Source organism: Thermodesulfobacteriota bacterium, assembly GCA_040756475.1.
Lineage (GTDB): Bacteria > Desulfobacterota > Deferrisomatia > Deferrisomatales > JACRMM01 > JBFLZB01.
In genome coordinates, this window is sequence record JBFLZB010000122.1 from 1 (window position 1) to 13,860 (window position 13,860).

Genomic DNA, 13,860 nt, shown 5'->3' on the forward strand with positions numbered 1-13,860 from the left:
CGAGGGCGGGCGCACGCTGTGCGCCCCTACGGGTGAAACGGCCGTATTCCCGAGCTCTCCGCCGCTACGCAAACCCGCACGCGCCCACGGAAAAGGCGCCGAGGCAGAGACGGCGGCAGGGCCCAAGAGACGAAGGGGTACCGTATTCTTCGTGTCTTGGTGTCCTGGTGGTTCCGAAGACCGGTTCTTCACTGGCTTGTACCCCAAGACCTCCCCGAGTGGGCGAAGGAGCCCCCAGCCTGTGCGGGCGCCTTGAGCCGCCGGGAGCCCGGGTGCTAGAGTGCCGGCGGAGGTGACCATGGGGAAGATTCGCGTGCTGCCCGACGAGGTGGCCAACCGCATCGCCGCGGGCGAGGTGGTGGAGCGTCCGGCGAGCGTAGTGAAGGAGCTGGTGGAGAACGCGGTGGACGCCGGGGGCCGCCGCATCCGGGTGCGGGTGGAGGGGGCGGGGAAGCGGTCGGTGGCCGTGGAGGACGACGGCTCGGGGATGGGGCGCGACGACGCGGTCTTGGCCCTGGAGCGGCACGCCACGAGCAAGCTCACCGGGGCGGAAGATCTGGAACGCATCGCCACCCTGGGGTTTCGGGGCGAAGCCCTGCCGAGCATCGCCTCGGTGAGCCGGTTTCGGCTCCTGACCCGGGCCGAGGGCGACCCGGAGGGGACCGAGGTGCGGGCCGAGGGGGGCCGGCTCGTCTCGGTGGAGGCTCGCGGGGCGGCGAGGGGAACGTCGGTGGAGGTGGCGGATCTCTTCTTCAACGTGCCGGCGCGCCGCAAGTTCCTGAAGGGCGACGCCACCGAGCTGCGAAACGTGGTGGAGACGGTGACCCAGCTCGCCCTGGCCCACTTTCGGGTCGGCTTCGAGCTGCGCAGCGGCGACCGCCTGCTGCTCGCCCTGCCCCCGGACCAGAGCCTGGAGGAGCGGGCCGCGGAGGTGGCGGGCGCGGAGGCCCCCGGGGGCCTGCGCTGGTCTTACGGGGAGGCCGACGGGCTGGAGTTCTCCCTGGCCTTCGCGGCCCCCCACGAGGGGCGGGGGCACCGCAAGGGGGTGCGCCTTTTCGTCAACGGCCGACCCGTGCAGGACCGGCTCCTGTTTCGCGCGCTCCTGGAAGGCTACCGGGGCCTCCTGGAGAGCGGTCGGTTCCCGGTGGCCCTGTTGTGGCTGGGGCTTCCCCCGGACGAGGTGGACGTGAACGTGCACCCCGCCAAGCGCGAGGTGCGGTTTCGGGACGAGGGCCGGATCTTCCGGTGGGTGGCCGGGCACACGGCCCAGGCCCTCGCCGGCGGTTTCCGGCCCGATGCCGCCTATCGAAGCGCGCCGCAGGCGCTTCCCGCCTCGCCGGTGGGTGCCGAGGCCGTGGCGCGGGTCGGGGAGGCCCTGCACGGGTATGCCCGCCGCCTGGAGGGTAGCAGAGGGGGAGGGGGCGGGGCCGCGGCGGGGTATCGCGAGCAGTGGCCGCCCCGGGGCGGCGCCGCTTCGGCCCAGCCCCTTTTTCGCCGCTTCTCGGGCTTGGAGGAGACCGGCGCCCTGCCCTCGGAAGGGCGCTTCACGGGGCTTCGCTACCTGGGAGCCTTTGACGCGACGTATCTACTCTTCGAGGATCGGGAGAACCGGGAGCTCGTGTTGCTCGACCAGCACGCGGCCCACGAGCGGGTGCTCTACGAGGCGCTCCTGGAGGCGAGGGAACGGGGGCCGTGCAGGGCCCAACCCCTGCTCCTCCCCCTCACCCTGGAGTGCTCGCCCCCCGAGAGGGCCGCCTGGGAGGAACGGCGCGAAGACCTCGCCGTCCTGGGGTTTCGCACCGAGGCGTTCGGCCCCAGCGCCGTGGCGGTGACCGAGACGCCGGCGGGCTTCTCGCCGGAGGCCGCCCGGGCGGCGGTGCGCGACCTCCTCGGACCCGATGGTGAGGGAAGGGAGGGCGGGGAGGCCGGCGCTCCCGTGAGCCGTGCCGAGGCCCTGGCCCGCCGGGCCGCCTGCGCGGCGGCGGTGAAGGCCCGCGCCGCGCTGGAGCCCTCGGAGGTGGCCGCACTGTTGGGGCAGTTGGAGCCCCTTCGTCACCCCACCCACTGCCCCCACGGCCGCCCCCTGCTCCTTCGCCTGCGCCGCCGGGACGTGGAGGGGATGTTTCATCGGGGGTGAGGTGAGACGTGAAACGTGAGACGGGTGACGTGAGACGTGAAGCGGTTGTTCCTGATGTCCCTGATGTCCTTTGGGTCCCTTTGCCGAGGATCAGGGATTGCCGATGAGCGGCCCGCGACAACACCCAATGACCGGCTCTTTTTCTCCGCCGCCGATCGTCGTCATCGCGGGACCCACCGCGTCGGGGAAGTCGGCCCTGGCCCTGGCACTGGCGAAGGAGCTGGGGGGCGAGATCGTGTCGGCCGACGCGCTCCAGGTGTACCGGGGCCTCGACATCGGCACGGCAAAGCCCACGCGGGAGGAGCGAGCCCGGGTGCCCCACCACGTCATCGACGTGGCGGAACCCACCGAGGCGTACAGCGCGGGGCGTTTTCGGGCCGACGCGGACCAGGCGATCCGGGAGATCCGCGCGCGGGGACGCCCGGTGCTGGTCTGCGGCGGCACGGCGCTGTACCTCAAGGCGCTCCTCGGGGGGCTGGCCCCGGCCCCTCCCCGGGACGCTGCCCTGCGGAGCCGATTGCTGGCTGCCTGGGAAGCCGGGGAGCAGGCTGGGCTCTTCGCCGAGCTACAGGCCGCAGACCCGGTGCTCGCGGCGCGTCTCCACCCCAACGACAAGAGCCGGATCCTGCGGGGGCTCGAGGTGTGGCGGATCGGGGGGGTGCCGCTCTCGGCCCTGCAGGCCGGGCACGGTTTCTCGGGCCAGCCCTACGCGGCGCTGCGCCTCGGGATCGACGTGCCCCGGGACGAGCTCTACCGCCGGATCGACCGGCGGGTGCTCGCCATGCTGGAGGCGGGATGGGCCGACGAGGTGCGCGGGCTCCTGGAGGCAGGGCTGCCGCTGGGGGCCCCGGGGCTCCAGGCCATCGGCTACCGGGAGCTCGCCCGCTGGGTGCGGGAGGGGGGGGAGTGGGGAAGCGTGGTGGCGTCGATTCAACAGAGCACCCGGCGCTTCGCGAAGCGCCAGTTGACCTGGTTCCGCAGGATGGAGCTCCAGTGGGTGCAAGCCGCAGATTGGCGGGCCATTCTCGACCAAGTGAGAAAATTCTTGCAAACAAACGGTGCACCGCTATGATACGGGCTCTCGATTTTTTCGCCGCTCTCTTGCTCCCTTTCCTTGGAGGTGGCCGCCATGGCCAAGACGAAGATCAACATCCAGGACCAGTTCCTGAACAACCTGCGCCGCGAAAAGGTGGACGTGACGGTGCGGCTCCTCTCGGGGGAGGAGATCGAAGGAGCCCTGAAGGCCTTCGACAACTTCTGCGTCGTGATCCGAAGCGGGGGCAGCTACCACCTCCTCTACAAGCACGCCATCTCCCACATCCGCCCCTTCGAGCCCCTGAAGAAGTTCGAGGCGATCTACGAGAACTTCTAGCGCGGCTGCGCCTCGGACCATCGGGGCATGGGTGCGCCAGGGGGCGCGAAACCTTCGAACCACGAAGGCACGAAGACACAAAGAAGATCGGGGAAAACAGAAGTGTGCATTCTTCGTGTCTTTGTGCCTTGGTAGTTCAAGCATTGCCTGTGGGATGCTCGCTCCACCCCAGGGCCTCGTCGAGAGACGTAGGGTGGGTCAAGCGAAGCGGACCCACCGCGACTCCTCCGAGCCGACTTCCGTGACTGGCCGTTCTCCCTTCCGGCGCAAGAGGTCGCCTGTATTGGGGCTCCTGTGCCTGGCCGTGCTGCTCTTGCCTTTCGCACCCCCAGCGCTCGCGCTCACGGTCTTTGCCGAGGGGAGGGTCGCGGCCGCGCAGGCCGACCCGGCGGTAGCCCAGCGCTCGGCCCTGGCCGTGGCCCTGGCGCGGGCCGTGGAGGCGGTGCTCGAGCGCCACGTCTCGCCCGCCGAGCTGCGCACCCGGGCCAACGACGTGCGCGGGACGTTTCTGGCGCGGCCCTCTCCCTACATCCAGCGCTACTCCATCTCCTCGGAGGGAACCGAGCGGGGAGATTTCGTCGTGCGCGTCGAGGCCGAGGTGGCGGCGGAGCGGGTGCTCACGGAGCTTCGGGCCAAGGGTTTCCGGGTGCACCAGCTCACGGCGCGACCCCGCCTTCTGGTGGCACCCCTGGGCGGCCCCGGCGCAACGGCGATTGCCGTAGGTCTGCGGCGGGTGTTGGAAGCCCAGGGCTATGTGGTTCGGGCTCTGCCGGAAGCTCCGTCGGAGGAGGCGGCCGGGGAGGCGCAGGCGGCGAGGTGGGCCCGGGACCTGGGCTGCCACGTGGCCCTGCTGGTCACCGCCGCCGGGCCCGAGGACGAGCCCCGAAGGTTGCCGCCGGAGGACGCCGAAGGTGGGCCGGGAACCGAACGGGACGGCCCGGCCCGGTCGGGCATCCGTGCACAGGGCTGGATCGTGGACTCTCGCAGGGAGGGGCTTCTCGGGCAGAGCGAGGCGACGGCGTGGGGCGAGGGGCCGGATGCCGTCGCCGCCACGGCCCAGGCGGCGCGGCGGGCGGGGGAGCGCCTGGGGGCTGTGCTGCTCGACCAGCTGGAGCAGTCCGGTTGGAACCTGGGGGACGACCGGCAGGTGCTCGACCTGGTGGTGGAAGGGCTCCCGGGGGCGGCGCTGGTGGAGGCCATCGGGCGCGCCCTGCCCGCGGTGACCGAGGTGCGCGCCGCCTCCCTGAAGGAAGTAGGGTACCGGTCGGCGGTCTGGCGTGTGGACGCGTTGGACGCGGGGCTCGGACCGGAGGCTCTCTTGGGGGCGCTTCGCCTCCCCCGGGGGAGGCTCGCGTGGCTCGCCACGTCGGACCTCTCGGACGGGTCGGTTCGCACCGTGCGGGCCGAGTGGCGAGAGCGGTGACCGGGGCCGTACCGGAGCTTCGGGCCGGCGGGCTTCGGATTTCTCCGCCGCTTCTTCTCGCCCCCATGGCCGGGGTGACCCACACGGCCTTCCGCAGGCTCCTGGGCGAGCTCGGGGGGGTGGGGCTCTACGCCACCGAGATGCTCTCGGCCCGGAGCCTTCCGGCCGAAGATCCGGTCGCGTCGCCCTACCTGCGGCGCACCGCAGCGGAAGCCCCCCTCTCCTATCAGGTGCTGGTGGCGCGCCCGGAGGAGGTCGGCCCGGCGTTCGAGGTCCTCCAAGCCCTGGGGGCCGACGCCATCGACCTGAACCTGGGCTGCCCCGCCCCGGAAGCCCGGCGCCGGGGCGCGGGGGGAGCGCTGGCCGCGCAGCCCGCCGCCGCCCGTGCCGTGGTTCGGGAGGCCCGGCGCCGCACTGCCCTGCCCCTGACGGCAAAGATCCGGCTCGGCGAGCGGCTCGACGAGGAGGCCCTGCGGGACCTGTGCTGCATGCTGGAAGGGGAGGGGGTGGAGCTCCTCACGGTGCACGGGCGGTTGCGGGGCGAGCCTTACGGGCGCCGGCCGCGGTGGCCCTGGATCGGGAAGGTCAAGGGCTGGGTGGGCATCCCGGTGGTTGGAAACGGAGGGATCTTCTCGGTGGAGGACGCCGGGCGCTGCCTGGCCGAGTCCGGCTGCGACGGACTGATGCTCGGCCGGGGCGCGGTCGTCCGGCCGTGGCTATTCTCCCGGGTGGCGCAGGAGGTGTTCGGCGGGAAGGGGCCCGTGGAAGGCGAGCTGCCGTCGCGCCCCGGACTCTACCGGCGCTACCTGGACCTGGTGGAGGAGAGCTTCGCCCCGGAGCGGCGCCTGGGCCGGATCAAGGAGTTCACCTTCTACTTCAGCCAGACCTACCCCTTCGGACACACCCTGGCCACCGCCGTGCAAAGCAGCCGGTCCCTGGAGGAGGTCCGGGAGCGCTCCGAGGCCTTCTTCGCGGCCAATGAGCCAGCGGGTGACGAGTGACGGGGGGCGTGAAAAGTGAAATGTGAGACGTGAAGCGTCAGCAGCCCCGGCTCGACCCTGGAGACTCCAGCCTCCAACCGACAACGGACAACGAGCAACCCGCCACATGCAGCCCCCAATTCTCCTTGCCTCCACGAGCCCTTCCCGCCGGGAGCTCCTGTCCCGCCTGCGGCTCCCCTTCGAGGCAGTGGCCCCGGACTACGCCGAAGAGGAGGTGCCGGGCCTGGAGCCCGGCGCCCTGGCGGTGCACCACGCCATGGGCAAGGCCCGGAGCGTGGCACGCCGATTCCCGGATCGGCTCGTGATCGGGTCGGACCAGGTGGCCGAGGTGGTGGGGGGGGCCGGCGGGAGAGGGCGGCTCCTGGGCAAGCCGGGGACCGAGGAGGCCGCCGTGGCGCAGCTCCAAGCCATGGCCGGGCGGCAGGTGGTCTTCCACACGGGCCTGGCCGTGGTCCGGGGAGGACGGGAAGAGATGGCCCTGGAGGTCGTGCGCGTGACCCTGCGGCCCCTGGCCCTGGAGGAGATCCGGGCCTACGTGGCGGTGGAACAGCCCCTGGGCGCCGCGGGTTCGTTCCACATCGAGGGCCTGGGGATCGCCCTGATGGAGGCGGTGGAGGGGCGGGACTTCACGGCCCTGGTGGGCCTGCCCCTCATGGCCCTCGTATCGCTCCTGGATCGCTTCGGGGTGCGCGTGCTCCTGGCCGAGAGGTGAAGTCCCCCGCGGAGCGCTTCACCGCGAAGGCACCGAGGGACGGGTCCGTCGGGCCCCGCCCCCCCCAATCCCGATCTTCTTCGTGCCTTGGTGTCTTCGTGGTTCCTTCCTCAAGAAGCCCGCTTCGTTTCGATCCGGGTGGCTCGGCGGTGCGGCTGGGCCGCCCGTAGGGGCGCACAGCCGTGCGCCCGCGAGAGAGGCGGCTGTCGTCCCTGGGGGCGGGCGCCCGCGGTGCGCCCCTACACTGAAATCCGGCGGCACGCCGGAAATCCTACGGCCCCGCCTTTTCCAGGCGCTCCAGGGCCTGGCCGGCGTCGAAGGCCCAGTCGCCCTTCTTCGGGGCTGCCAGGGCCGCTCGGAGCAGGCGCTTTGCGTCGTCGCGGCGGCCCGCCTTCTCGTAGGCCATGCCCAGGTGGTAGGCGATCTCCGGGTGCTCCGGGAGGAGTTGATGGGCCTTCTCCAAATTTCGCACCGCCCCCGGGTAGTCCATGGTGTGGAACTGGACCCAGCCCAGGGTGTCGAGGGTGAAGGGGTTGTCCGGGGCCTTCTCCACCGCGAGTCGCGCCAGGCGCAGGGCTTCGGCGTGGCGCTTCTCGTCGCCCGTGTAGAGCACGGCCAGGTTGTTGGCGGCCACGGCGTTTTCCGGGTCCACGGCCAGGAGGCGCTCGTAGACCCGGCGCGCGTTGTCCGCCTTGCCCTCCGCCTCCAGGACGTTGGCCAGGAGCAGAAGGGACGTCACCCGTGCCGGGTCCGCTGCCAGGGCCGCCTCCAGGGAGGCGCGGGCTCCGGCGCGGTCACCCTTGGCCAGGAGGGTGCGGGCCTCCAGCTCCCGGGTGGCCGCAGACTTGGGGTCCACCGCCAGGCTGCGGCGCACGAACCCCTCCGCCGCCGGGAGCTCTTTGCGCTCCACGGCGTGGAGCGCGAGCACGTTGAGCACCGCCGGGACCTCTCCGTTCGCCTGCAAGTAGGCTTCGCCAATCGCCCCTACCTCGTCGTGCCGGCCGAGCCTCTGGAGGAGCGCCATGCGCCGCAGCACGGGATCGAGCACCCGGGGGGCGAGCTCCTGGCTGGCCCGGTACCGGGCCAGGGCGTCGGCGGTGTGCCCCTGGGCCTCCAGGGCCTGGCCCAGGCGCATTTCCAAGAGGGCATCTCCCGGAGCGCCGGCCTCCTTGGCCAGCTTGCGGTACTCGGCCTCCGCCTCGGCCGCCTTGCCGGTGGCCAGGAGCGCGTCGGCTTGGAGGCGGCGCGCCTCGGGATGGTCCGGGCGCGCCTTGAGGACCCTGCGCAGGGGGTCCTGGGCGTCGCGGGCGCGCCCCATTTCCAGGTAGACCTTGGCCAGGTCGAGGTTGGCGAAGAAGTGGTCGGGCACCTCTTCGAGCACCTTGCGGTACGCCGCCCGGGCCTTTTCCCACTGCCGCTCCACGGCATAGGCCTTGCCCAGGAAGAGGTTGGCGTTGGCCGAGTCGGGAGCCGTCTCCACGAGCTCCTCCAGGGCCTCCCGGGCCGCCGCGGTCCGGCCCCGGGCCAGGTCGAGCCGGGCTTGCAGGAGGCGGGCATTGCGGTCGCCGGGGTGGGCCTCGGCGAGCTGCCGGATCAGGGGCTCCGCCCGGTCGGGCTCGTCGGTGAGCAGGTGGATGTTGGCCAGGCGGGCAAGGGTTACGGCGTCGCCGGGGGCCACCCGCTGGAGCTCCTCCAGGGTGTTGCGCGCCCGCTCGATGTCGCCGGTCACGGAGAAGAGGTTCGCCAGGTCGCCCAGGGCTTGAGTCCGGGCTGTCGACCCGGCGTCCGCCTCGGCAACCGACTCCTGGAGAAGGGCCTCGGCCCCCGCCCGGTCGCCCCGCCGCAACCGATAGAGCGCCACCGCGCGCCGCGCCGCCGGGTCCCCGGGGGAGAGGTGGAGGACCTCGTCCATGAGGGCGTCCGCCTCGGAGACCTTCTCCCGCGAGGCCAGCAGGTTGGCCAGGGCGGCCCGGAGACCCTTGGCGGGGGGAATGTCGCGCAGCCCCCGGCGCAGGGCCGCCTCGGCCCGGTCCGGATCGCCGGCGCCCAGGTGCAGCCGGGCGAGCTCCAGCCGCAGGGCCTCGTCGTCGGGGGCCCTCTCCACCGCGGCCTCCAGGGCCCCGATGGCGCCCTTCCATTCCTCGCGGGCCGAGAGCGCGCGCGCCAGGACGACCCGCGCGTCGGTCCGGTCCGGTGCCAGCTCCACGGCCTTCGCGGCGTGGGTCTCGGCCTCCTGGAAGCGCCGGCCGAGCAGGTAGAAGGTGGCCACCTTCACGCGGGCGTCCGCGTCATCGGGGTCGAGGCTCACCACCTCCTGATACTGACGGAAGGCGCCCTGGGCGTCGCCGAGCCTCAAGTAGACCTCCGCCAGGGCCCGGTAGCCCTCGGGGTTGCGGGGCTCGAGCTGCACCGCGTTTCGGAGCTCGATGGCCGCTTCCTGGAGCTTCTCGGCCCGCACGAATTCCGCAGCCCGCCGCCGGTGCTCGGCGGCCCGTTCCGGGCTTGCGAAGGCGGGGAAGCCGACGAGGCCGAGCGCCCCAAGGACGCAGACCAGGGCAAACAAGCGGCGCATGGGTTTCCTCCTGGGTGAAGCCACACCGGGGAAGCAAGGTCGGTGCCATGGTACCCGGTCGGTGCCCCGTCGGCAAAGGCTGCCCTCCATCGTTCAGCGCTTTGTCCTTCAAGGACTTCTAGGCCACAGTGTCGCCACTGGGGCCCACGGCCGACTGGGGAACCGCCCCGAAAGAGGAACCATGCTTGCCCTGGTGCGCCAGACCCGGACCAACCTCTACACGGTCAACGTGCTCACGGCCATCCTGGATGCCTGCGGCGTTGCCTGGGAGGTCTGCGCGTCCCCGGCCGAGCTTTTCGCCCGCGCGCACTGGGCTGGGGCTCGGGCGGCCCGCCCGCTGGCCCTCTACTCGTTTACGACGCCGGAGCTCTTTCGGGTGCGGGCGGAGCTTCGCGCGGCCAGACGGCACGCCCCCGAGCTGTGCTTCCTGGCTGGCGGGCCCCACGCCTCGGCGGACCCCGAGGGCACTTTGGCGCTGGGGTTCGAGCACGTCTTCGTGGGGGAGGCGGAAGAGACCCTCCCGGCCTTCTTCGCTGCCGACGGGCGCACCGGGCCGGTGCTCGTCGGGTCCGGCGGGTGCTCCCTCGATGCCCTGCCCCCCTTTGGCCGCGGCCGCCACGGCCCCATCGAGCTCACCCGTGGGTGCGCGTTTCGGTGCGGCTTTTGCGCCGTGGGCGGGCGGCCCCCGCGCCACCGCAGCGCGGCCGCGGTTTGGGAAGCCGCGGGGGAGCTGCGTGCCCGGGGCCGGCCGGTGCTCTCCTTCGTCACCCCCGACGCCCTCTCGTACGGGGGGGGCGGGGACCTGGGCGCCCTGGAGGAGCTCCTGGCCGGCCTGCGGGCGGCGGGAACGGAGCCCCAGCTCGGGATCTTTCCCTCCGAGGTCCGTCCCGAGCGGGTGACCCCCGAGGCGGCGGGGCTCTTGCGGGCGCATTGCCGAAACCGCACCCTGGTGATCGGTGCCCAGTCGGGCAGCGACGAGGTGCTCCGGCGGCTGGGCCGCGGACACACCGTGGGCGACGTGGAGCGGGCTGCCCGGGTCGCCCGCCAGGCCGGCTTCCTGCCCCACGTGGACTTGATCTTCGGCCTGCCGGAGGAGTCGCAAGACGAACGCCGGGCGACGGTCGCGCTGGCCCGGCGGCTGCGCCGGGATACCGGGGCAAGGATCCACGCCCACTACTTCCATCCCCTGCCGGGGACGCTTCTGTGGGGTCGGAGGCCCGCGCCCCTGGACCCGGAGACCCGGGTCTTCCTCCGGGGGCTTCGGGCCTCCGGGGGCGAGGACGGCTACTGGGAGGAGCAGGAGCGCTGGGCGGCGGCCATCATCGAGTGGGCCCGCAGGGGCTGGATTCGCACGCCTGCTGCGGGAGCCCGGGCAGCATCTGGTCCCTTGCCGGGCCTGGACCCGTGAGGCAAATCCCCCTACTCTATCGGCTCAATAAATCAAGCCGACTGGAAGTCGCTATGGCCTACAAGGTTCTCGACATCTACAGGGACCTCCCTCGCACCAACTGCGGGGATTGCGCAAAGGGGGGGTGCTTCGCCTTCGCCTCGGCGGTGTACCTGGAAGGGCTGGCCCTCGCGGGCTGTCCCCACCTCGCCCCGGAGGCCCGCGCCGCCATGGAGGAGCGGCTCGCCGAGGGGCGGGCCCGGGGGGAGGGCCGCAAGCCCGAGTCCAGCGAGCAGGCGTTCGCGTTCCTGAAGGGAAAGCTCGCGGAGGCCGACTTCGGGGAGCGGGCGCGGGCCAGCGGGGCCACGCGGGACCCCGGCTCCCCCGACACCCTCCTGGTGCCCTTCCTCGGGACTCCCCACCGGGTGAGCCGGGAGGACGTGACCGCCCTGGAAGGCCCGGAACCCACCATCTGGGTGAAGACCTTTCTTGCCATCTATGTCACCCGCGCCTCGGGGGCTGCCCCTGCGGGCGCGTGGGTCGCCTACCGGGAGCTCCCCAACACCGTGAGCAAGGCCCGTTCCTTCGAGGCCTGCGGGGACCGGGTCGCCCAGGCCTTCGGGGGGCGGGAGGCCGAGCTGGAGGCCGCCTGCCGGCGCCTCGGGGGGAGCCCGGTCGCCTTCGGGTCCGCGGATCGGGCCTATCGCCTCCCGGCCCTGCCCCGGGTGGAGCTCCTCCTGCTCTACTGGGGCCCCCAGGAGGAGTTCGGGGCCCGCGCCTCCTTTCTGCTGGACCGGGGAGTGCTCGACTATCTGGACCAGGAGGCCCTGGTGTTCCTGACGGAAGCAGCGGTGAAGCGGCTCCTGGGCGAGGACCTCTCGGAGGTGATTCCGTGAACTTGCGCCATCTGGAAGCGTTCGTGCGCGTGGCGGACCAGGGGGGATTCACCCGGGCCGCCGAGGCCCTCTACCTGACCCAGCCCACCGTGAGCGGCCAGATCAAGGAGCTGGAGCAGGAGCTGGGCGTCGCCCTCTTCGACCGGCTGGCCCGCGCGGTGGAGCCCACCGAGGCGGGGCGCCTGCTCCTGCCCGAGGCGCGGCGCATCCTGGAAGCCCGGGACCGCCTGCTGGAGCGGGCTGCAGCCTACCGGGGGCTGCTGTGGGGGCGCCTGCGTGTGGACGCGAGCACCATCCCGGGGGAGTACCTCCTGCCGTCGCTCCTGGCCGGCTTCAAGAAGACCCATCCGGAGGTACAGGTGGGCCTGCGCGTGCACAGCACCGCCGAAGTGGTGGAGCGGATCCGGTCCGGGGAAGGGGATCTGGGGGTGGTGGGGAACCAAGACGACGAGTCCGGCCTTTCCTATGCGCCCCTGTGGGGCGATCGGGTGCTCCTGTATGCGGCGCCCGGCTTCGGCGTGGAGGCACCCCTGAGCCTGGCCGGGCTGCGCCGGGTGCCCCTGGTGCTCCGGGAAGAGGGCTCCGGCACGCGGCGCACCGTGGAGCAAGCACTGGCGGCCGCAGGCGTACCGGCGGCCGCGCTGGCGGTGGTGGGGGAGTTCGGGTCCACGACCGCGGTGAAGGAAGCCGTCAAGGCGGGCATCGGCGCGGGGTTCCTCTCGGAGGCCGCCGTGGTGTGGGAGACCCGGGCCGGGGTGCTGGTCCCTGTCCCCGTCGAGGGTCTTCCCCCGGTGCAGCGCCGCTTCCACGCCGTGTGGGACGGCCAGCGCCACATGCCCCCGGCATCCCAGGCCTTCCTGGACCTCCTGATTTCCTCGTCCAAGGCCTGATGCCTGAAGAGGCTGGGCCTCGGACCGCCGAGGTCTCGGCGGGCCCGGGGGTTCTCTTCCGGATCGTGTGTGTGGATCGGCTGGTCAAGGATCCCTACCCCCGGGCTCCGGCACCTTGGCCTCCGCGTCGCCGGTCTCGTCGGTCTCGCTGGGCTCTTCGGGCGCCCTCCCGGCGAGCCGCGCCACCACGATGCTCAGCTCGTAGAGCCCGTAGAGGGGAATGGCCATGAGGATCATGGTGAAGGGGTCGGGGGGGGTGAGGATCGACGAGACGATGGCAATGATGATCAGGGCGTAGCCCCGGCTGCGCGCCAGTGGCCGGTGGGTGAGCACCCCCATCCGCGCCAGAAAGAACACCACCACCGGCAGCTCGAAGACCACCCCGAAGGCCAGCATGAGCTTGGTGGCGAAGTCGAGGTAGGCCTCCATGGAGATGGTGGCCTGGATGCCGCCGGTGGCGTACCCCAGGAGGAACTGGAAGCCGAAGGGAAAGACCACCCCGTAGGCAAACGAGGTGCCCAGGAGAAAGAACAGCGTGGCCGCCCCCACGAAGGGCCATACGAGCCGCTTCTCTTGGGGATAGAGGCCGGGGGCCACGAACTTCCAAGCCTGGTAGAAGATCACGGGGCTCGACACGATGATCGCCGCGAGGATGCCGACCTTGAGGTGGGCGACGAAGCCCTCCTGAACCCGGATCATGGCCAGGTGGCTCCCCTCGGGCAGGGACCGCACGAGAGGGGCCACGAAGGCGTCGAAGAGCCGGTCGCTCACCCCGTAGCACGCTGCAAACCCGGCGATCACTGCCAGAAAGCACTTGATCAGGCGGCTGCGCAGCTCTTCCAGGTGGGCGGTGAAGGGGAGCTTCTCCAGGTCCGGGTCGTCACCCCCGGCGTCCCCTCGCAGGTCGGATTCTCCCATGGCTCGCTCAGGCCCCGCTGTCCCGGTTCGGCGCTTCCGGAGGAGCCGGGGGAGGCTCCGGCCCTTCCCCGGGGGGCGGGCCCGGCTGCACCTGGGCGCGTTTCTTCTCCAGTTCCTTGCGGTGGCGCTCGGGCTCGGGGGGGGTGTGGACCTCGCGGTAGATCGTCCGCTGCAAGTCGTCGGTGGCGCGGCGAAACTCGGTCAACCCCCGCCCCAGCGCCCGGGCGAGATCCGGCAGCTTCTTCGGGCCGATCACGATGAGGGCCAGGGCGAGGATGATGAGGATCTCGGACATGCCCATTCCGAACAAGGGGCACCTCGGAGGGAGGGAAGCGACCAGGCTCGGAGCATAGAAGGTGGGTATCCGGGGTGTCAAGGCGGCTTGACAAGAGGAAAAGCACGCTGGTATAGAGGGGCGGCTCCGGGCCGGATGCGCCGGGGCCGCACTCGACGACGACTGCTTTAGGCACGTAGCTCAGTGGGAGAGCACCTGCCCGACACGCAGGGGGTCGGCGGTTCAATCCCGCCCGTGCCTACCATCCTTGTTCGTCC

Annotated in this window: 12 protein-coding genes and 1 tRNA gene; 10 read left to right on the plus strand and 3 right to left on the minus strand. The window is 72.0% G+C overall.

Features of this window, described 5'->3' with window-relative positions:
* Window positions 1-298: 298 nt before the first annotated feature.
* The 6 genes from mutL to AB1578_16025 all read left to right on the plus strand — a co-directional run bounded on the left by mutL (window position 299) and on the right by AB1578_16025 (window position 6,645).
* Window positions 299-2,137: a DNA mismatch repair endonuclease MutL gene (gene mutL, locus AB1578_16000; protein ID MEW6489405.1), complete on the plus strand. Its 1,839-nt coding sequence runs from the start codon at window positions 299-301 to the stop codon at window positions 2,135-2,137.
* Window positions 2,138-2,264: 127 nt separating this feature from the next.
* A complete protein-coding gene (gene miaA / locus AB1578_16005) occupies window positions 2,265-3,209 on the plus strand; it encodes a tRNA (adenosine(37)-N6)-dimethylallyltransferase MiaA (GenBank protein MEW6489406.1) in 945 nt (314 codons plus the stop codon).
* A gap of 57 nt (window positions 3,210-3,266) precedes the next feature.
* On the plus strand, window positions 3,267-3,509 hold the full coding sequence (gene hfq / locus AB1578_16010) for an RNA chaperone Hfq (GenBank protein ID MEW6489407.1): 243 nt from the start codon (window positions 3,267-3,269) through the stop codon (window positions 3,507-3,509).
* A gap of 283 nt (window positions 3,510-3,792) precedes the next feature.
* Window positions 3,793-4,932 carry a hypothetical protein gene (locus tag AB1578_16015; GenBank protein ID MEW6489408.1) on the plus strand — a complete coding sequence of 380 codons (1,140 nt, stop codon included), beginning with the start codon at window positions 3,793-3,795 and terminating at the stop codon, window positions 4,930-4,932.
* Window positions 4,929-5,933, plus strand: a complete 1,005-nt coding sequence (locus tag AB1578_16020; GenBank protein MEW6489409.1) for a tRNA-dihydrouridine synthase family protein — start codon at window positions 4,929-4,931, stop codon at window positions 5,931-5,933. Before AB1578_16015 ends, AB1578_16020 begins: the two co-directional genes overlap by 4 nt.
* A gap of 106 nt (window positions 5,934-6,039) precedes the next feature.
* Window positions 6,040-6,645: a Maf family nucleotide pyrophosphatase gene (locus tag AB1578_16025; protein MEW6489410.1), complete on the plus strand. Its 606-nt coding sequence runs from the start codon at window positions 6,040-6,042 to the stop codon at window positions 6,643-6,645.
* A 271-nt stretch (window positions 6,646-6,916) separates the two neighbouring features.
* On the opposite strand, the gene AB1578_16030 is transcribed toward AB1578_16025, so the two are convergent.
* The gene (locus AB1578_16030) at window positions 6,917-9,217 is read right to left on the minus strand and encodes a tetratricopeptide repeat protein (GenBank protein MEW6489411.1); all 2,301 of its coding nucleotides are present in this window, start codon (window positions 9,215-9,217) and stop codon (window positions 6,917-6,919) included.
* A gap of 181 nt (window positions 9,218-9,398) precedes the next feature.
* Here AB1578_16030 and AB1578_16035 point away from each other — a divergent pair, with 181 nt between their 5' ends.
* The 3 genes from AB1578_16035 to AB1578_16045 are packed head-to-tail and all read left to right on the plus strand — an operon-like array spanning window position 9,399 to window position 12,390.
* The gene (locus AB1578_16035; GenBank protein ID MEW6489412.1) at window positions 9,399-10,625 is read left to right on the plus strand and encodes a TIGR04013 family B12-binding domain/radical SAM domain-containing protein; all 1,227 of its coding nucleotides are present in this window, start codon (window positions 9,399-9,401) and stop codon (window positions 10,623-10,625) included.
* 53 nt (window positions 10,626-10,678) lie between these two features.
* On the plus strand, window positions 10,679-11,500 hold the full coding sequence (locus tag AB1578_16040; protein ID MEW6489413.1) for a DUF3786 domain-containing protein: 822 nt from the start codon (window positions 10,679-10,681) through the stop codon (window positions 11,498-11,500).
* A complete protein-coding gene (locus AB1578_16045) occupies window positions 11,497-12,390 on the plus strand; it encodes a selenium metabolism-associated LysR family transcriptional regulator (protein ID MEW6489414.1) in 894 nt (297 codons plus the stop codon). The genes AB1578_16040 and AB1578_16045 overlap by 4 nt, the downstream gene beginning before the upstream one ends.
* A gap of 84 nt (window positions 12,391-12,474) precedes the next feature.
* Here the strand turns inward: AB1578_16045 and tatC are convergent, their stop codons facing one another.
* Together tatC and AB1578_16055 are read right to left on the minus strand one after the other, a co-directional pair.
* A complete protein-coding gene (gene tatC / locus AB1578_16050) occupies window positions 12,475-13,308 on the minus strand; it encodes a twin-arginine translocase subunit TatC (protein ID MEW6489415.1) in 834 nt (277 codons plus the stop codon).
* Between the two features lie 7 nt (window positions 13,309-13,315).
* Window positions 13,316-13,618: a twin-arginine translocase TatA/TatE family subunit gene (locus tag AB1578_16055; protein MEW6489416.1), complete on the minus strand. Its 303-nt coding sequence runs from the start codon at window positions 13,616-13,618 to the stop codon at window positions 13,316-13,318.
* A 154-nt stretch (window positions 13,619-13,772) separates the two neighbouring features.
* Between AB1578_16055 and AB1578_16060 the strand changes: the two genes are divergently transcribed.
* Window positions 13,773-13,847: transfer RNA gene (locus AB1578_16060), tRNA-Val, on the plus strand.
* The last annotated feature ends 13 nt before the right edge of the window (window positions 13,848-13,860 follow it).

Coding starts and splice junctions, on each gene's coding strand:
- mutL (MEW6489405.1), top strand. CDS start 299: ATGGGGAAGATTCGCGTGCTGCCCGACGAGGTGGCCAACCGCATCGCC.
- miaA (MEW6489406.1), top strand. CDS start 2,265: ATGACCGGCTCTTTTTCTCCGCCGCCGATCGTCGTCATCGCGGGACCC.
- hfq (MEW6489407.1), top strand. CDS start 3,267: ATGGCCAAGACGAAGATCAACATCCAGGACCAGTTCCTGAACAACCTG.
- AB1578_16025 (MEW6489410.1), top strand. CDS start 6,040: ATGCAGCCCCCAATTCTCCTTGCCTCCACGAGCCCTTCCCGCCGGGAG.
- AB1578_16030 (MEW6489411.1), bottom strand. CDS start 9,217: ATGCGCCGCTTGTTTGCCCTGGTCTGCGTCCTTGGGGCGCTCGGCCTC.
- AB1578_16035 (MEW6489412.1), top strand. CDS start 9,399: ATGCTTGCCCTGGTGCGCCAGACCCGGACCAACCTCTACACGGTCAAC.
- AB1578_16040 (MEW6489413.1), top strand. CDS start 10,679: ATGGCCTACAAGGTTCTCGACATCTACAGGGACCTCCCTCGCACCAAC.
- tatC (MEW6489415.1), bottom strand. CDS start 13,308: ATGGGAGAATCCGACCTGCGAGGGGACGCCGGGGGTGACGACCCGGAC.